The organism is Flavicella sp. (assembly GCF_037132785.1).
Lineage (GTDB): Bacteria > Bacteroidota > Bacteroidia > Flavobacteriales > Flavobacteriaceae > Flavicella.
On sequence record NZ_JBAHZZ010000112.1, the window covers coordinates 1 to 18,110 of the forward strand.

16 protein-coding genes are annotated in these 18,110 nt (G+C 30.5%); 10 read left to right on the forward strand and 6 right to left on the reverse strand.

Annotation, left to right across the window (positions count from 1 at the left end; genetic code table 11):
* Positions 1-397 precede the first annotated feature (397 nt).
* The 5 genes from V5787_RS07550 to V5787_RS07570 form a co-directional block, all read right to left on the reverse strand.
* Positions 398-1,546, reverse strand: a complete 1,149-nt coding sequence (locus V5787_RS07550) for a tyrosine-type recombinase/integrase (RefSeq protein WP_336892643.1) — start codon at positions 1,544-1,546, stop codon at positions 398-400.
* A gap of 95 nt (positions 1,547-1,641) precedes the next feature.
* Positions 1,642-2,820 (reverse strand): phosphatidylserine decarboxylase, encoded by a 1,179-nt coding sequence (locus V5787_RS07555; RefSeq protein ID WP_336892644.1) that lies wholly within the window; start codon positions 2,818-2,820, stop codon positions 1,642-1,644.
* A 950-nt stretch (positions 2,821-3,770) separates the two neighbouring features.
* Positions 3,771-4,421, reverse strand: coding sequence for an HAD family hydrolase (locus tag V5787_RS07560; RefSeq protein ID WP_336892645.1), 651 nt, complete (start codon positions 4,419-4,421; stop codon positions 3,771-3,773).
* 4 nt (positions 4,422-4,425) lie between these two features.
* The gene (locus tag V5787_RS07565; protein WP_336892646.1) at positions 4,426-5,175 is read right to left on the reverse strand and encodes a 5'-methylthioadenosine/adenosylhomocysteine nucleosidase; all 750 of its coding nucleotides are present in this window, start codon (positions 5,173-5,175) and stop codon (positions 4,426-4,428) included.
* A 25-nt stretch (positions 5,176-5,200) separates the two neighbouring features.
* Complete coding sequence (locus V5787_RS07570; protein ID WP_336892647.1) at positions 5,201-5,884, reverse strand: ABC transporter ATP-binding protein; 684 nt, start codon at positions 5,882-5,884, stop codon at positions 5,201-5,203.
* A 185-nt stretch (positions 5,885-6,069) separates the two neighbouring features.
* Between V5787_RS07570 and sucC the strand changes: the two genes are divergently transcribed.
* Positions 6,070-7,263, forward strand: coding sequence for an ADP-forming succinate--CoA ligase subunit beta (gene sucC, locus V5787_RS07575; protein WP_336892648.1), 1,194 nt, complete (start codon positions 6,070-6,072; stop codon positions 7,261-7,263).
* Positions 7,264-7,427: 164 nt separating this feature from the next.
* Positions 7,428-7,865 carry a GNAT family N-acetyltransferase gene (locus V5787_RS07580; RefSeq protein WP_336892649.1) on the forward strand — a complete coding sequence of 146 codons (438 nt, stop codon included), beginning with the start codon at positions 7,428-7,430 and terminating at the stop codon, positions 7,863-7,865.
* A 130-nt stretch (positions 7,866-7,995) separates the two neighbouring features.
* Here the strand turns inward: V5787_RS07580 and V5787_RS07585 are convergent, their stop codons facing one another.
* Complete coding sequence (locus tag V5787_RS07585; protein ID WP_336892650.1) at positions 7,996-9,813, reverse strand: alpha-L-fucosidase; 1,818 nt, start codon at positions 9,811-9,813, stop codon at positions 7,996-7,998.
* A gap of 419 nt (positions 9,814-10,232) precedes the next feature.
* Between V5787_RS07585 and V5787_RS07590 the strand changes: the two genes are divergently transcribed.
* The 8 genes from V5787_RS07590 to V5787_RS07625 all read left to right on the forward strand — a co-directional run bounded on the left by V5787_RS07590 (position 10,233) and on the right by V5787_RS07625 (position 17,837).
* Complete coding sequence (locus V5787_RS07590; protein ID WP_336892651.1) at positions 10,233-10,502, forward strand: hypothetical protein; 270 nt, start codon at positions 10,233-10,235, stop codon at positions 10,500-10,502.
* Positions 10,503-10,587: 85 nt separating this feature from the next.
* Entirely contained in the window at positions 10,588-11,100 is a 513-nt protein-coding gene (locus V5787_RS07595; protein ID WP_336892652.1) for a ferritin, read from the forward strand.
* Positions 11,101-11,528: 428 nt separating this feature from the next.
* Positions 11,529-12,860, forward strand: a complete 1,332-nt coding sequence (locus V5787_RS07600; RefSeq protein WP_336892653.1) for a TolC family protein — start codon at positions 11,529-11,531, stop codon at positions 12,858-12,860.
* 13 nt (positions 12,861-12,873) lie between these two features.
* Positions 12,874-14,079, forward strand: a complete 1,206-nt coding sequence (locus V5787_RS07605; RefSeq protein ID WP_336892654.1) for an efflux RND transporter periplasmic adaptor subunit — start codon at positions 12,874-12,876, stop codon at positions 14,077-14,079.
* A 6-nt stretch (positions 14,080-14,085) separates the two neighbouring features.
* The gene (locus tag V5787_RS07610) at positions 14,086-14,829 is read left to right on the forward strand and encodes an ABC transporter ATP-binding protein (protein WP_336892655.1); all 744 of its coding nucleotides are present in this window, start codon (positions 14,086-14,088) and stop codon (positions 14,827-14,829) included.
* A gap of 2 nt (positions 14,830-14,831) precedes the next feature.
* Positions 14,832-16,052 carry an ABC transporter permease gene (locus tag V5787_RS07615; RefSeq protein WP_336892656.1) on the forward strand — a complete coding sequence of 407 codons (1,221 nt, stop codon included), beginning with the start codon at positions 14,832-14,834 and terminating at the stop codon, positions 16,050-16,052.
* Positions 16,053-16,058: 6 nt separating this feature from the next.
* A complete protein-coding gene (locus V5787_RS07620) occupies positions 16,059-17,096 on the forward strand; it encodes a histidine kinase (protein WP_336892657.1) in 1,038 nt (345 codons plus the stop codon).
* 3 nt (positions 17,097-17,099) lie between these two features.
* Positions 17,100-17,837 carry a LytTR family DNA-binding domain-containing protein gene (locus tag V5787_RS07625; protein WP_336892658.1) on the forward strand — a complete coding sequence of 246 codons (738 nt, stop codon included), beginning with the start codon at positions 17,100-17,102 and terminating at the stop codon, positions 17,835-17,837.
* Positions 17,838-18,110: the final 273 nt, after the last annotated feature.

Sequence of the window (18,110 nt, forward strand, 5' to 3'; positions counted from 1 at the left end):
TAAGAATATTTTTCTCAATTCTAATTATTTTTTCAGGTTTGAGTAAATTCTTTCAGAGTTTTATATAAGTTAAATTTCCTTTCAGTTTTCAGTGTATACTGTTTTTCTGACTACGTTTTATTCTGTCCGTGTTAATTCAGATTATGAGTGAGAATTCAGAGTATTAATTTCCGTTTGAGTAATTTCGTACAGTAATATTTTATTCAGAGTAGATTGGAGAGAAAAACAGTTTTTCTTTCGAGTCTGAGTGATTTATTTCGGTTTTTTTAGAATAACATTTCAATATCCACGTACACTCGGTAATGAAAAGCAACTAGTTATATGTATATAAAACACATCGAATAACAGTGTCAGCTGCATGATAACGATGTATATCTATCATTGTTTACAGTCAAAACTAATTAATTTTTTTACGTTGTTCTAATTGTTTTACAATTAAATCTAATGGATTCGTAATGTTTTTTAAATCTTGACTTTGTACATGGGTGTATATCATTGTCGTTTCTGGTCTAGAGTGACCTAATAATTCTTGTATATATCGTATGTCCGTTCCGTTTTCTAATAAATGCGTTGCATAACTGTGCCGTAATGTGTGTGGTGTTACTCGTTTTGTTATAGAGGCTAATTTACAACTTCTGGCTAAAAAATTTCGTATTGAGACTGGAGAATAAGACTCGCCTTTTGTCAATCCTTCTATTAAATAACTTTTGGGTCTATATGTGGTTAGGTAATTTTGTAACAAAGGCAACATAACATTGGCAATTGGTACATATCGGTCTTTTCTGCCCTTGCCTTTATGAACTTTTAACATTTTTCTTTGTAAGTCCAGATCACATAGTTTTAAATTGATTAGCTCTCCTATTCTTAATCCAGATGAATAAATCAAGGCAATAGATAATCGGTGTTTCATGTTTTTTGTGACACGTATCAATTCTATTATCTCTTCATGTGATAATACATTTGGCAATATTTTATCTCTTTTAGGAGCCAAAGAGTTAAAATCTATTGTGACTTCAGAGTTTATAAAAGAAAGATAATGCTTCATAGAGCTTATAAACTGCCGATGTGTACTAATAGATTTGTTTTTTGCTACAATTACATTTTCAGTATGCTGCTCTATAGAGCGAATATCAACATCTGCTTCTTTGGGTTTATAAATTATATATTCTGCAACTAAATTACAATACGTCTTTAAGGTACTTTCACTAAAACGTTTGCCTTTTAAATAAATATAAAAATTATTTAAATGTTCTCTTTGTATCGAGTCTAATTTATCTTTAAGGGGTGTAATATTGGATTTTAGAAACTCTTCTTTTGAAATATTTTTTAAATCTAAAATTGACTTGTTCTTATATATAGAGACTAATTTGTCTAAACTCATTTTATCCTTTGGGTAATACCAAATAGCTTTGCTATTACTCCAAATTGCACCTGAATTTATACAAAGCTTTTTAAGATCTCTGTCAAATTCAAAATGTAAGGCATATACTATTGCTTTTCTGTGCTTTACAAGTGAAACAGAAATAGTTTTTCTTAAAGTCTTCATATTCTATAAGATAAGAAAACTATTGAATATAGTATGTCTGTTTATAATTAGGTTAGTCAACCTAATTATTCCTTTTTATAAAAAAGGAGAATAAATTAGCTTATTGAACTTCCATAAAAACGTTTATGAGTAGATTCATCAATTTTAGGAGCCTTTCCTTCTTGAAAAATTAACACTACATCTGATCCTCCAAATTTAAAATAACCAAATTCTTCTCCTTTTTCTAAAACAGTATCAGGTGTAGCTAATAAATGCACAGATGCTATCTGGCACATTCCTACAGGGACTACAGCAACAAGCCCCATATCTCCATTTGGAGAATTCCTAGTATCAAGTATTAAAATTCCTCTAGCTTGTGAAAATTGATAGCCTTTTGAAATGTTTTCTGTTTTGTAAAATTGACCACTGTCATCAATACCTATATCTTTATACCTCAAGCCATAAACGGGGTAACTTTCCTTTACCAAACCTGAAACAGGTGAATGAAAATGATGATAGGAGTAGGGACCTAATTTATAATGTATACAGGTGCCATTTGTAAAACTATCAGCGTATTTACTACCTTTAAGAAAATTTTTAATGTTTGAAAATTGATGTGTTTGTTTAAACGAAATTTCATCAATAAAGGAATTATTATCTATTTTATATGTTTTTTTAAAAGTACAATCTGTAGGTGCGGTAATGATAAGATTGTTATCTTGATCATCTATAGGGCGTAATAATGGATTCATTTCCCAAGCATAATAATGATTAAAACTATTCCAAGGTAACTCTAATTCACTTTCAATAAAAACATCTGCTTTGGATGGATGTATTGAGTTTTTTAAAAACGAAGCAAGTATTTTTTTACTGATAGATTCTTTGGTATTTAAGAACTTACCCCAACTTTCAGTGAAATTGATTAAAAATTCTGTAAACCAAGGGATTTTTTCTCTAAGTGATCCTATCTCGGTTTGTTGGTCGATTAAAAAATAAAAATGGCACAATCTATCATTGGCTTCATGACAATCAAAGCTGTCAGACAGATTCCATTTTTCATTGGAAGTCTGTTGCGGAATCCATTTTTGATATTTTTTAAGATATATTATATAATCCTCTCTACACAAGGGCCAATCTAAAGCATTATAAAGATTATTATTTAAATAGAGTGCCGCCTTTGCATCAGCTAAATCTAAGGATTGCTCTATATATTTCCAATCAGTTTCACTTACATTATCAAATATAAAAGAAATGGATTCTTGGGTGTTTTCAGTTTGGGTTAATAGTTGATTCATAGCATAAATTATTAAACCATATAAGACGAATTTACATACATCAATAAACAAACATATATAAAATACAGTTTTACACGATTATAAGAGATTTAAATAGGGTTACAATTTTTTTGTTTACAAATTACAATTTTATTTTTAGAAACGATAAAAATACTTTTTCATCATAAACTAAAGATAATAAATAAATTCATGTTTACAACACAGAGGTAGAGAATATTATAAAATATAAAGTTCATTACCTTGTATCTAGTGTAACCTGTTATTTTTGAAGGGGATATAGTATCAGAAATGGTGTAATTATATTTTTTAATATAGTTGAAGTCACTTGCAATAATGATGAAATATAGTGATAAACTGTAATTTACATTTGAAATCATGAGTTTATATTAATAACAACAACTCAATGTGGAGTGTCTACCTTTGGATGTGACGATTTTTATGAGCTTTAAATTTTATATTTGACTTATGGTAAAAAAAGTATGACAATGAATTTAAAGTTGTGATATTAGAACTATTAAATTCAGGTATTAAGACAAAACAAGTTAGTGAGAATTATGACTTAAACCTTTGTTTTATTGGGTATTGTAGACGATAATACAAGTTGAAAACTGGAGGTTATTCAAAAAAGAAGGAAATATTTATTGAAGCTCAATAATACCAAATGAATTTCAGATTGGTTGATTGTAAACTTGAATTATTTTTTTCTCTAGACAAAATAAAAAATATAAGCATAGCCAAGGTTACGGTTCTATTTTATATTGAAATATAAAGAAAACAGAAACTAATTTAATCAATCATTTTGATGTTTATTTGATATAATACTGAAAGATTACATCCTAGTTTAGGATATCTCTCTCCTCTAGAAATGGAAATAAAATTGAGAGGAATTATTAAAAAAGTAGCTTAAGAAAATAGTCCTAAATTTACTAGGTAGTCCACCTGTCGAAGTCTTAATCAATAATATCGAATAACTCTTCTGGTGTATCAATTATGTAATCTGGGTTTTCAGCCAGTAAGGATTCTTTAGATTGAAATCCCCAAGTTACAGCAACAGATTGCAAACCTGCATTTCTTGCTGTTTGCATATCAATAACTGAATCGCCAACATAAATTATTTTTTTTATGTCAAGCTCTAAAGATGTACACATCTGTAAAATAACTTTTGGATTTGGTTTTTTTAATTCTTCTGTTGTCAATCCAAAAACGGGTTCAAAAATAGAAGGTAATTTTTCAGCAACTACTCTTTTAGTCAATCTATCTTCTTTGTTTGATAAAACAGACATTTTCAGTCCTTTAATTTCTAGTTTTTTTAATAAATCCAATATTCCAGGATAGGGAGCTGTTTTGTTAGTGCAATTGTCTTTGTAAGAATTCAACATTTCTTTAAAAACACGTTCAATTTCAAGTTCTGTTCTTACTGATGTTGGCAGAGCTCTAGAAACTAAAGTTTGAATTCCACTCCCAATAAAACTCTCATAAGATTTATAGCTATGAGTAGGGTAGTTCGAATCTTTTAAAATTACATTCATAGAGTCTGCAATGTCTTCAATGGAATTGACTAAAGTTCCATCCAAATCAAAAATAATTCCTTTTATATTCATCGTGTTATTTATTAATAGAGTTTATATAATTTTCGATAATTCCTTTGGCGTATTTACAGGCAACAGATTTAGTAAATTCAGAAAAATCAATAGGAGCATCATCATTTGCATTGTCTGAAATAACACGAATAATAGAAAAAGGAATCTTATATTCATAACAAACTTGTGCTACTGAGGCTCCTTCCATCTCAACACAAAGAGCGTCTGGAATGGCTTTCTTTAGTGAGGTTACTTTTTCTTTATGGCTAATAAATTGATCACCACTTAAAATAGCACCTTTGTTTACAGTAGTTTTATTTATGCCAAATTGCTTCATTTTTTCTGGTGATATATACTTTGAAATGTTTTGAGTAAATAATATAGCTGCCTTTTCTAATTGAATATTAGCCTTTGTTTGAAATGAGGTTTTTCCTAATAAAGGGATTTCAAATTGATTGAAAAGAGGTCGGGTATCCATATCATGTTGATATAAATGAGTACCCAATATCACATCACCAATCTTTAAATTAGGGTCTAAAGAACCTGAAACACCAGTAAAAATAATTTCATTTATGTTATAGTCATTGATCAATTGCGTTGTGGTAATGGCAGAAGCTACTTTTCCCCAACGAGAAAAAACAATAACCACTTCTTGTGAATTTAAAAATCCATGATAGTAAGAACGCATCCCTTTTTCGGAAATCGTTACGTTTTTTAAACCGTCGATAAGAGATTTAACTTCTTCTGGCATCGCACTAATTATTCCAATAATCATAATAATGTATATTAATCGCTGTAATTTATAGGAGAGTATTGGTGATTTGTTCAATAATAAGTCCGTCTTTCATCTCTAAGGTACGATCTGCCATTTCTGCCAGTTTTTTATTGTGAGTAACAATTACAAAGGTTTGTCCCATTTCCTTACGTAATTTTAAAAAAAGATGATGTAAATTTTCAGCCGATTTAGAATCTAAGTTTCCACTAGGTTCATCAGCAAATATAACTGCAGGGTCATTAATCAAAGCTCTTGCTACGGCAACTCTTTGTTGCTCTCCTCCCGAAAGTTCGTTTGGTTTGTGACTTGTTCTTTCCGATAGTCCAAGATACTCTAATAATTTCGCAGCTTTTTCCTCAGTTTCTTTTTTGTTTTTTCTTGCGATAAAAGCAGGAATACAGACATTTTCTAATGCCGTAAATTCTGGCAATAATTGATGGAATTGAAATATAAATCCAATATTTTCATTTCTAAACTGTGACAAAACCGTGTCAGAGATGCCATTCAATGATATTCCATTAACCTCTAAAGAATAATTTAAATTTTTAGTTGGCTTATCTAAAGTTCCTAAAATTTGTAACAAAGTAGTCTTGCCTGATCCAGATGGACCGATTATGGCAATAACTTCTCCTTTCTTTATATGTAGATTTACCCCTTTAAGAACCTCTAAGTCCCCATAGTATTTATGTATATTACTTGCTTTTATCATTTTTGTAAACTTAAAAGTACGAAAATATTAAAAATGCAGCAAAATCATGTTCCTTTTTTAGCTTTCTTATCAATTTAGGCTATCAAATTTTTTGGAATGGATAATAACATAGCAAAACTACTAAAAATAATGAATTTTGAGTTAAGGATTGCTACATTTGTGTTTTAGTAATAAAAATCAAACAGATGAATTTACACGAATATCAAGCGAAAAAAATATTAAAAGGTTTTGGAGTCAAAGTTCCTTTAGAGATTGTTGCAAACACTCCCGAAGAAGCTTTAGCAGCTGCTAATGAAATTAATAAAGAAAAAGGCTGTACTGTATTTGCAGTAAAAGCTCAAATTCACGCTGGTGGTCGTGGTAAAGGAGGTGGTGTAAAAATAGCTAAATCTATTGATGAAGTAAAAATTTATGCAGAGCAAATTTTAGGAATGATGTTGGTAACTCCTCAAACTTCTGCAGAAGGGAAAGAAGTGCACTCTGTATTAGTTTCTGAAAATGTATTTTATGATGGTCCTTCTAAACCAGAAGAATTTTATATGTCTGTATTATTAAATAGAAATACAGGTAGAAATATGATTATGTATTCTACAGAAGGAGGAATGGATATTGAAACGGTTGCTGAAAAAACACCGCATTTAATATTTACAGAAGAAATTGACTCTGCAACAGGAGTTTTACCTTTTCAAGCACGTAAAGTTGCTTTTAACTTAGGCTTGTCTGGTGCTGCATTTAAAGATATGACAAAATTTGTTACTGCTTTATATAATGCATATGTTGGTTCTGATGCTTCATTATTTGAAATAAACCCGGTTTTTAAAACGGCGGATGATCAAATTTTAGCTGTAGATTCTAAAGTTACTTTAGATGAAAATGCTTTATACCGTCATAAAGATTATATCGAATTAAGAGATCTTCGTGAGGAAAATCCAATTGAAGTAGAAGCAAAAGCTGTAGGCTTAAACTATGTTGATTTAGAAGGGAATGTTGGATGTATGGTAAACGGAGCTGGATTAGCAATGGGAACCATGGATTTAATTAAGCAAGCGGGCGGTGAACCTGCTAACTTTTTAGATGTTGGTGGTACTGCTGATGCAGCACGTGTAGAAGCTGCTTTCGGAATAATATTAAAAGATAAAAACGTGAAAGCTATTTTAGTAAATATCTTTGGAGGTATTGTACGTTGTGATCGTGTAGCGCAAGGTGTTGTTGATGCTTATAAAAGCATGGGAGACAAAATTAATGTACCAATCATTTGTCGTTTGCAAGGAACAAATGCAAAAGAGGCAAAAGAATTAATTGACAATAGTGGAATGGAAATTATTTCTGCTACTGAATTTCAAGAGGCTGCTGATAAAGTACAAGAAGTATTGGGTTAAAATTATAACTTATAAATCTATAAATCCGTTTCCAAATTGTTTGGAAACGGATTTATTGTTTTGATTGTTATCTTATCAAAAGAGCCAATCAATTCGAAAAATATTTCTCATTAGATTTATTCCAACATTTTAATGTATTTTTGAAATAAAGAGATAAGCTATTGATGATTGAAATAAGAAAAATTTCTGTTTGTGAAACCTATGAAATTAGAAAGGACGTATTGAGAGAAAACATTCAACTTACAGAAAAAATGGATGGTGATTTTGATAAAGACACCATTCATTTGGGAGCATTTATAAATAAAGAATTAGGATGTGTTGCTTCATTTATGCAACATGATAGTGACCTTTTTACTGGTTCTCAGTATAGGTTAAGAGGTATGGCTACTCATAAAAAACATCAGTATAAGGGGCTGGGGAAAACTATTTTAATGGAAGCAGAAAAATTTTTGTTAACGAAGCATGTTGGCCTTCTTTGGTGCAATGCTAGAGTTTTTTCCTTAAAATTCTATGAGAAAAGTGGCTATAAAAGAATAGGAAAAGAATTTGATGTAGAGTTTGTAGGACTACATTTTGTTATGTATAAAGAATTAAAAAAATGAATAGAAAACTTATAATAATATCAGGGAAGAATCATACTTTCAAATTTTATTAATCAGATAATTGATTATAAAAGTTTGATTCTTCCCTGACTAAGTAGTCTGTACTTTTCAATATTGTAAAAAGAGGAGGTTATTTTTTTAAATAATCTTTGATTTTAAATACCCATGCTTCGTTACTTGGCATTTGGTTGTATAAAACATCATCTAAATAGATGTGTAATTTGTCATTTTTATGCTTCCATTTTAAATTGCCTTCTCTCCCCAATAACGTTATTTCAGTGTTTTTTTCGGGTTTAGGAACATCTAATATCAAAACCTCATTTTTTGGCCACTCTAAAGAAATAGCGTATAGATTATTGTTGTTGGTTGTATAAGCGATATACTGTAACATAGAACTGTAGGTTCCTTTTAATCCTTGTTTACTGTTTTTTGCTTTAGTTAAACTAAAGGCACTTGCAGGAATAGCTTCTCTTTCTTGCTGTTTACTTTTCCAAAACAAGTGAGCAAAAGCATTTTGTATCGTTTCAAAATAATCTACTTTAATTTTATATTTTTTTCCTTTTTCAAAAATGAAGGTGTTTGTTGTTTTTTCGGTACTTACATTGTTCATCACGTTACCTTCAAATTCGTGGTCTTTGTTTTCCCATTGGTTTAAGACAAGTTTCCCGTCAATATACACACGGATCCCATCATCAGCATTTGCCTCTAAGGTATAGACTTCAGAAAATTCAGGGGTTATATAGCCTTCCCAAGTCACATTAAAATAGTCTTCTTTAATTGGTTTTATAGGCGTATTTCTTGCCCAATAAAAATCAATATTGGCATCAATTCGGGTTACGGTAATTTTCTTTTCTTCTCCCATGGTTGTCCAAGGTCTAGAAGCGTAAATAGCTTCCTCGTTGGTTTTTATCCAGGCACCCAATTGTATCAGACGCTCTTGCTGTAATAAAGGAATTTGCCCATCAGCTTTAGGACCAACGTTTAAGGTAATTCCACCACCATTTCCAACGGCTTTGGCAAAAAAGTGAATCAACTCTTTGGGGGTCATGTAGGCATCCAACTCTTCATTTCTGTTCAGCCCAAATGAACGCCCTATTCCTCTACATTCTGCCCAAGGTCTGTCAGGGCTTTTGATACCCGCACTGTATTCAGGAGTTAAAAATCCAGTGTTGCTGCCACTTCCCCAACGGTTATTTACAATAGCTTCGTCTCCTACTGTATTGTAATACCAAGAAATTAATTCCTTTGCATGCCAAGTTTCAGCACTGTGAAACCATTCACCGTCTGTAAATACTAACGAAGGTTTATAAGTACTTATTAAATCTTTAAATTGAGGAATCATTACTTTATCTACATAGTTTCCTATGTTTTCATGTGGATCAGTACACCATCGGTGTAATTTATTATTCCATTCTGGAAGTGAATAATATAAACCCATTTTTAATCCCTTTTTACGGACTGCTTTGGTTAAATCACCTACTAAATCACGTTTTGGACCAACATCTACAGAGTTCCATCCAGGTGCTTGTTCACTTGGCCATAAGCAATATCCATCATGATGTTTGGATACAAACAACACATATTTAGCGCCTGCTTTGTCAAATAAATCGGCCCATTCGTCTGGATTGAATAATTCCGCCTTAAATAATGGTGCGAAATCTCTGTAAGTAAAATCTTTTCCGTAATTGTTTTTCATAAAGCTGGTACGCAAAGGGCTTTTCATTTGTAAGCCTCTTAAATACCATTCGCCATAGGATTCTTTTCCTCCATATGAAGGTACGGAGTACAATCCCCAATGAATAAATATTCCTAGTTTGGCATCTTTAAACCATTGTGGATATTCTCTTCCATTGATGGATTCCCAAGTAGGTTCAATTGTTTTTTGCGCAATAATAGGACTGAATAATAGTACGGTTAATAATAGTAGCAGGGTTAACGTTTTGTTCATAATTAATTGGTTTTAAATATAAAGATACATTAGAAAAGGAGGTTTAAAGTAAAATTTCTCTAAACAACCAATGGGTAGGGGTGAAGGGGAGTTTTGTGTTTGTCGATAAGAATGGATAATGCGTTTATTGGTTATTCTTGGGCTACATTTTGTGTAATTATCATAAAATTATTGAATAATTACCTCCTAAGGTTTTTATTTAGAGGTCTTTAGGTTCTCTAAAAAATATTATGATTTTCACAAGTCACAGTTTTACTTATTTAGGTTAAAATAATTTAAACAGATAAGTATTGAGTTAGTATTTTCACAAGGTTTACTTTTTTTCTAAAATTAACCGAAGGGTTTAGTGTAAATGATAAAAATGTAATTAAAAGTTTGTTTTTATTTGTAATAAATCTAAATAAATGTAACTTTGCACTGTGATTACATTTAGAACTTCTTTAAATAGGTACCAATTAGATTTTTATGGAAAAAAAATGCTTTTAAGTTTTTGTGAACTTTTAGCATTTAGAAATAAGATCCGTAGAATTGATATAGAGTCTCATTTTTACAATGATCACAATGGTATTGAAATTATTTCTCTCTGTAATTTAAAGCAAATTCTAATCCTTGAAACTAGAGATGTTTTAGAGTTAAAGGATGTAATGGATACTATTTTCACACCAATAAATGAAGCAATAGCTTACTAATATTTATTTAGACTAATCCCAAAATACTTGATTTTACTTATTTATAGATATGTTTTTTATAAATTTATAAAATAAAACAGGAATCATGGAAAATATCATAAGAGAAAATTTATCTATTAATATTAAAGTAATAGATCTTTTAAATGAACAAATAGGACGAGAATCTAGAGCTTCTTCTGTGTATTTGGCAATGGCATCATGGTGTGATCAAAACGGTTATGATTTTAGTGCTGCTTTTTTCTATAATCAATCGAATGAAGAGCGTGAACATATGCTTAAAATATTTAAGTATATAAATGACAATGGAGGGATTGCGTATTCACCAGAAATCCCAAAAGTAAATCACGAATACGAATCTATTTTAGATATTTATAAAACAGCACTACAAGAAGAAATAGGTATTAGTAAAGAGATTCATAAAATCTTTTTAACTTGCAGAAAAGAAAATGATGTAGCTTCTGAACTTTTCTTGCAATGGTTTGTAAATGAACAGCAAGAAGAGGAACAAAAAATGAGACATGCTGTGAAAATTTATGAACTTCACGGAGAAGATGTTGAAAACCATTATCTGTTGGACAAAAGAATGTCTAGAAGTTAAATAATAGAATTGACCCTCATTTCTAAAAAAAAACAGAAAAGATATTCAACTTTTAGTATCAAAGCCAATTTTTTAAAAAAGAATAAAGACTATTGAATTACATCAATACCTCTATCAATTCATTTAATTATTTTGGCTAAATAACTCCAGGTAGCTTTACTGGAGCGGCTACTTGTGCAAGAAAAATTTCTTTTACTTCTCCTGTTTTGGCATTTCATTACTGTCATCATTAGATGTAAAAGTTGTCCATGTAGCGTTTTTTACTCCTTCTACACTGTTTTATCGTTTATGAATATTTATAACGTTATTGAAAAGTTCTAGTCGATAAAATAATCCCTTTCGTATAGTTAATAAGCTCAAATATCTATTACAATATTATAAGATGCTATATAGTTTCATCTTTGAGGTGTTAATTTAAAATACTCAAAATGAAATTATATCTCATTCTAGCAAGCTTGCTCATAACACAGATTACTTTGGCGCAAGAATCTTCAAGCAATAATATCATAAAAATATGGTCTTTAGAAAAATGCATTACATATGCGCTAGAAAATAACATTACAGTTATTGAGGCAGGATTAAATAAAAATATTGCAAAAATAGATTACAACCAAGCAAAAACATCAAAATTACCTAATTTATTTGGTAATTTTTCGCAAAATTTTTCTAACGGAAGTACGATAGATCCAATTACTAGTGACTATATAACAGACCAAATGCATAGCACAAATGTAGGTGTAAGTAGCTCTATTACTTTGTTTCAAGGGAATCAACTTAACAATCAAATAAAACAAAATAAATTACTGCTTGAGCAAAGTATTTTTCAAGAAGAAGTTGAAAAAAACAATATTGTTTTAAATCTTTTAGAAACCTATTTGCAAATTTTATACAGCAAAGAAAGTATACTGATAGCTGAAAATAACTTAAGCTCTTCAGAAAAGGAAGTATTAAGGGCGAAGGCACGTTTTGATGCTGGAACCATTGCATTAAGTGATTATACCGAAGCACAAAGTCAAGCTGCAACGAACAAATATAATGTGATTACGGTTAAAAATGACTATCAACAATACATAATTATACTAAAACAATTATTAGAATTATCACCTTTTGAAGAAATAGAAATTGAAACTATTGATGAAAATATGGATTTGATAAACTTAACTCTCAATAAAAAAGAAGTGTATAATAATGCTTTAGGTTATTTACCAGAAATTAAAGCTAGTAATGTAAATGTTTCAGCGAACAAAACGGAGTTAGATATTGCTAAAGGAGGATATCTACCAACCTTAGCCTTAACAGGAAGTGTTGGTTCTGGTTATACTAGTGTTAATGACAATGCGTTTTCAGATCAGTTTGATTTTAATTTTAATCAACAGTTAGGCTTATCACTAATCATTCCTATTTTTGATAGAAATGAAACTAAATCAGCAGTAAAAACGGCAACTATAAATATTAAAAAGGCAGAAATTCAAAAACAAACAACAGTAAAAGAAGTTTATAAAAAGGTAGAAACAGCTTATCAAAATGCTATATCCTCCCAAGAACAAGTAATTGCAGCAGAAGCCTCTAAACTAGCGGCAGAGCAATCTTATAAATTAGCACAAAAAAAGTATGAATTAGGTGATTTAAGCACAACAGATTTAGTGATCAGTCAAAATACATTTACCAATGCACAACAAAACTATTTACAAGCAAAATATTTAAATATTTTATATCATCAATTATTACAATTTTATCAAGGAAATGAGATTAAAATTTAATCAAAATTAAAAAATGAAAGCCAAAAAAAAGAGTATCATAGCTAGTATCTTATTTGTTACACTCGTTATAGTAGCATTTTATTTTATAAAAGACAATGATAATGTTGTTGTCGTAGTAAAAACTGTAGTAGCCAAAAAGGCGAATGTGACTACAATGGTTACCGCAACTGGAACTGTAGAGCCAATAATACAAGTAGAAGTAGGAACACAGGTTTCTGGTGTAGTCGAAAAAATATATGTTGATTATAATAGTGTTGTAAAAGAAGGGCAACTTTTAGCAGAGTTGGATAAAATAAATCTTCAGGCTACGTATAGTCAAAATAAAGCTGCTTATGACAATGCAGTTAGACAAAGAAATTATCTGGAAACTATTTTCAAAAGGCAAAAAACCTTATTAGACAATAAAGTGATTAGCAAATCTGATTTTGACGATGCTCAATATAATTATCAAAGCGCTAAAGGTACTGTAACTGAACGTTTGTCGGATCTTCAAAAAGCAAAAACAAATTTAAGTTATGCTGATATTTATTCACCTATAGACGGCGTGATACTTTCTAGAGCTATTGACGAAGGTCAAACAGTTGCGGCAAGTTTTAGTACGCCAACTTTATTTACCATTGCACAAGATTTAAGAGAAATGCAAGTGGAAGCTGATGTAGATGAAGCTGATATTGGTGAGGTAAAAGAAGGGCAGCGGGTAAGTTTTATGGTTGATGCATATCAAGGTCAAGAATTTAAAGGAACCGTTACCCAAGTAAGATTAGATCCAACTGTAACTTCCAATGTGGTTACTTATACTGTAGTTATTAAAGCAGACAATCCAGATTTAAAATTAAAACCAGGATTAACAGCTATCATTTCTATTTATACCTTAGAATTGAAATCTATACTAACAGCCGAAGCTAAATCAATCAACTTTAAACCAGATGCACAAACACTAGCAAGTTACAATATGCAGCATAATTTACCAGAAAGTAAGAGTATTCAGACTGAAGGGATTTCACTATTATGGGTACTAGATAAGAATGGAGTTATCGCACCGAAATCTGTTAATCTTGGAGCTAGTGATGGGGTTAATGTACAGATTATAAATGGATTAAAAGAAGGTGATAAATTAGTTTACAGTTTAAAAAGTGTCAATAAATCGAATGCAAATAAAAATGGAACAAACGAAAGTCCGTTTATGCCACAAAGACCTGGAAGTAACAAAAAAAAGTAAGTAAGGATGAGTAAAGAAATTATCAAAATAAATGACTTAAAACGAGAGTTTAAAATGGGAACCGAAACGGTCCATGCTTTAAAAGGTATTTCATTTACGATTCATAAAGGTGAATTTGTAACTATTATGGGCTCTAGTGGCTCAGGTAAAAGTACCTTGTTAAATATTTTAGGCTGTTTAGATCAACCCTCTTTTGGATCTTATGAATTAGATGGAGTCCGAGTAAAAGACCTTAATGGAAAAGAACTGGCAACGATAAGAAATCAAAAAATAGGTTTTATCTTTCAGTCATATAACTTATTAGCGAGAACTTCTGCTTTAGAGAACGTAGAATTACCGCTTCTATACAATAGTAAGGTTTCTAGTGATGAAAGAAGGGAACGGGCTATAAGCGCTTTAGCAATGGTTGGTTTGTCAGATAGAATGCAGCATACTCCATCACAATTATCTGGAGGACAACAACAGCGTGTTGCTATTGCAAGGTCATTAGTAAACAACCCTGTTATGATATTGGCAGATGAAGCAACAGGAAATTTGGACACAAGAACATCTTATGAAATCATGTCTTTATTTCAAGAACTAAATAAAAAAGGCATTACCATTTCATTTGTAACTCATGAACCAGACATTGCTAGTTTTAGTAAAAGAACCATTGTATTAAAGGATGGAAATATAATAGAAGATTACAAAAACACAAAAATACAATCTGCTGCAGAACAATTGTCAAATCTACCTAAAGAAGATTCCTAATTATGAGACTATTAAATTTATTTAAAATTGCTTTTAAAGCGATTGTTCTAAACAAAGTTAGAACTTTACTAACTATGTTAGGGATTATTATTGGTGTCGCATCTGTTATAACTATGCTTGCTATTGGTGAAGGTTCTAAAGAAAGTATACGTTCTACAATTTCTAGTATGGGCTCTAATATGATTACCGTCAGGCCAGGTTCTGATGTTCGTGGTGGTGTAAGACAAGCTCGTAGCACAATGGAAACATTGACATTTAGTGATTATTTAGCTGTGAAAGAACAAGCAAGTTTGTTAAGCTATATTACTCCATTAGTAAATGGGAGTGGACAAGTTATTAATGGCTCTAACAACTGGCCTTCTACAATTTATGGCGTAAACCCAGAATATCTAAATATTAAGGTAGTAGAACTGCAAAGCGGAAGTATGTTTACAGATTCGGAAGTGAAATCTGCTTCTAAAGTAGCTATAATTGGGCAAACTGTGGTAGATAATATTTTTACAAACGGAGAAAACCCTGTCGGAAAAATGATTCGTTTTAATAATATTCCCTTTATGGTAATTGGTGTATTAGAAGAAAAAGGAGAAAATACTTTTGGACAAGATCAAGACGATGTTATTATTGCACCTTATACAACTGTACAAAAACGAATTTTGGCAATTGACCATTTAAATCAAATTATGGCATCTGCTGTTAGTGAAGAGGAGGCTCTTGAAGCTGTAGCACAAGTAACAGAAATTTTACGGACACAACATAAATTGTCTGCTATTGAGGAGGATGACTTTCATGTACGTTCTATGGAAGAACTAATCTCTACTTTTAGCTCCACAAGTGAAATGTTAACTATTCTTTTAGTGGCAGTGGCAAGTATTTCTTTATTAATAGGAGGTATTGGAATTATGAATATTATGTATGTTTCTGTAAAAGAACGTACCAAAGAAATAGGTTTACGTATGGCAGTAGGAGGAAATAGCTCAGATATTTTAATGCAATTTTTAATTGAAGCTATTTTAATAAGTATTACTGGAGGAATTCTTGGAGTAATCTTAGGTCTCAGCGCAACAGTATGTATCGAAAAATTCTTAAATTGGCCTACAAGTGTAGCGATGTATTCAATAATCATTTCATTTGCTGTATGTGCATTAACAGGCATCTTTTTTGGATGGTATCCAGCTAAAAAAGCATCTGCTCTAGACCCAATTACAGCTTTACACTACGAATAATTTATCATGACCATAAATAAAAAAACATCTATCTTCTCACATCTACTTGTTTGGGTTTTTCTATCCGGTATGCCTTATTTGCTGTCTTATGGACAAGACCAAGACATATATAAAATTATTGCTCACTTCTCAATTCCATTATTGTTTTCTGCTGTTGTATTCTATCTCAATTATTTTGTGCTGATAGATCGGTTTCTGTTTACTAAAAAAATACTTCAGTTTATACTTGTAAATACTGTTATTATTATTGTTTTCTTATTCTTAAAAGAGTATTTAGAAAATACTCTTTTTCAGGATTTTATAAAAAATATTTCGATTGATAAGGATAGAGTAGAACCTCCTTTTAAAATGTTTATTTATGTGCAAATGTTATCGTACTTGGCTCCTCTGTTATTTTCAATAGTTGTAAAAAGCACAAAAAGATGGGTCAAAATAGAGGACGAACGTAAGGAAGCTGAAAATATTAAATTACAATCAGAATTACAGCATTTACATTACCAATTGCAACCACATTTTTTTTTTAATTCATTAAATAATATTTATTCATTAGTAGATATATCACCAGATCAAGCTAAAACCTCCATACATAGTTTGAGTAAGTTGATGCGATATATGCTATATGAAACGAATATGGAACTAGTTTCCCTTTCAAAAGAAATCGATTTCATGAAAAAGTATATTGATTTAATGAAATTAAGAGTTTCACATAAAATAAAAGTTGTTTATAATTTTCCTGCTGATGAAACGGGAATTAAAATAGCCCCCTTATTATTTATATCACTGATTGAAAATGCATTTAAACATGGTGTTTCGGCAAGTAAAGGGAGTTTAATTGAAGTAAAAATGACATGCCATGAAAATACTGTTTTGTTTGTAATTGAAAATGATAATTTTCCTAAAAAAACAGATGATAAAAGCGGTTCAGGAATTGGATTGCTAAATATAGAAAAACGATTAGAATTATTGTATCCAAACAAAAATAATTTTAAAACTTTTGTAAAAGATAATCGATTTTTTGCTATTTTAAACATTGAAACAACTTAAATTATGAGCAATCTAAAAATTACTTGTGTTATTATAGATGATGAGCCTATGGCCCTTAGTTTAGTTGCAAGTTATGTTGAAAAAACACACTTTTTAGAACTCAAAAAAAAATGTAATAATGCTATTGAAGCACTAGAATATTTAAAATCTGAACCAGTAGATTTATTGTTTTTAGATATTCAAATGCCCGATTTAACGGGCATTGAATTTTCTAAAATGCTTCCCAAAGAAACACGCGTTATTTTCACCACAGCCTTTGATCAATATGCTTTACAGGGATTTAAAGTTGAAGCCTTGGATTATCTTTTAAAACCATTTGATTATTCCGAGTTTTTAATGGCATCAAACAAGGCTTATTCATGGTTTGAATTGGTGAAAGGGAAATCAATTCCTGTAACTGAAGTTATCGCTCAAGAAATAGAATTCATTTTTGTGAAATCCGAATACAAACAGTTGCGTATTAAACTGGCTGATGTTTTGTATTTTGAAGGCTTAAAAGACTATATAAAAATTTGGTTAAAGGATAAACCAAAACCTATTTTAACATTGATGAGTTTAAAATCATTGGAAGAAGAACTTCCAAAAATACATTTTATGAGGATACATCGTTCTTTTATAATTTCCTTAAAAAACATCGATGTTATTGAGCGTAGTCAAATTCTTATCAATGGACAACGGATAACGATTTCAGAACAATACAAACCAAAATTCTTGGAGTTTATACAGAATAATTCCTTTTAATACTTTCATAAACACACACTTTTATGTTTATCATCTTTAAAGATAATCTTAATTCCATCCATCTTTAAGCTTCTTTACCCGCAACACCTTGTTTTTCGTTTTTCAATTGATTTAGTGCTGTCTTAAGAATAACTTAAGACCGTTGCATAATGCTCTTTTCATTTTTAGATTTCAATTTTGACTTTTTAAATCTAAAATTTATATTTTTTTTTCTTATTTTCATTGTTTATGTTAGTTATGGATCTATTTTTTGGTTCATTTTCCTTTAGTTTT

Excerpts from the sequence above, each read along its gene's own strand:
- V5787_RS07550 (WP_336892643.1), bottom strand. The coding sequence starts at position 1,546 with ATGAAGACTTTAAGAAAAACTATTTCTGTTTCACTTGTAAAGCACAGA.
- V5787_RS07555 (WP_336892644.1), bottom strand. The coding sequence starts at position 2,820 with ATGAATCAACTATTAACCCAAACTGAAAACACCCAAGAATCCATTTCT.
- V5787_RS07560 (WP_336892645.1), bottom strand. The coding sequence starts at position 4,421 with ATGAATATAAAAGGAATTATTTTTGATTTGGATGGAACTTTAGTCAAT.
- V5787_RS07565 (WP_336892646.1), bottom strand. The coding sequence starts at position 5,175 with ATGATTATTGGAATAATTAGTGCGATGCCAGAAGAAGTTAAATCTCTT.
- V5787_RS07570 (WP_336892647.1), bottom strand. The coding sequence starts at position 5,884 with ATGATAAAAGCAAGTAATATACATAAATACTATGGGGACTTAGAGGTT.
- sucC (WP_336892648.1), top strand. The coding sequence starts at position 6,070 with ATGAATTTACACGAATATCAAGCGAAAAAAATATTAAAAGGTTTTGGA.
- V5787_RS07580 (WP_336892649.1), top strand. The coding sequence starts at position 7,428 with ATGATTGAAATAAGAAAAATTTCTGTTTGTGAAACCTATGAAATTAGA.
- V5787_RS07585 (WP_336892650.1), bottom strand. The coding sequence starts at position 9,813 with ATGAACAAAACGTTAACCCTGCTACTATTATTAACCGTACTATTATTC.
- V5787_RS07595 (WP_336892652.1), top strand. The coding sequence starts at position 10,588 with ATGGAAAATATCATAAGAGAAAATTTATCTATTAATATTAAAGTAATA.
- V5787_RS07600 (WP_336892653.1), top strand. The coding sequence starts at position 11,529 with ATGAAATTATATCTCATTCTAGCAAGCTTGCTCATAACACAGATTACT.
- V5787_RS07605 (WP_336892654.1), top strand. The coding sequence starts at position 12,874 with ATGAAAGCCAAAAAAAAGAGTATCATAGCTAGTATCTTATTTGTTACA.
- V5787_RS07610 (WP_336892655.1), top strand. The coding sequence starts at position 14,086 with ATGAGTAAAGAAATTATCAAAATAAATGACTTAAAACGAGAGTTTAAA.
- V5787_RS07615 (WP_336892656.1), top strand. The coding sequence starts at position 14,832 with ATGAGACTATTAAATTTATTTAAAATTGCTTTTAAAGCGATTGTTCTA.
- V5787_RS07620 (WP_336892657.1), top strand. The coding sequence starts at position 16,059 with ATGACCATAAATAAAAAAACATCTATCTTCTCACATCTACTTGTTTGG.
- V5787_RS07625 (WP_336892658.1), top strand. The coding sequence starts at position 17,100 with ATGAGCAATCTAAAAATTACTTGTGTTATTATAGATGATGAGCCTATG.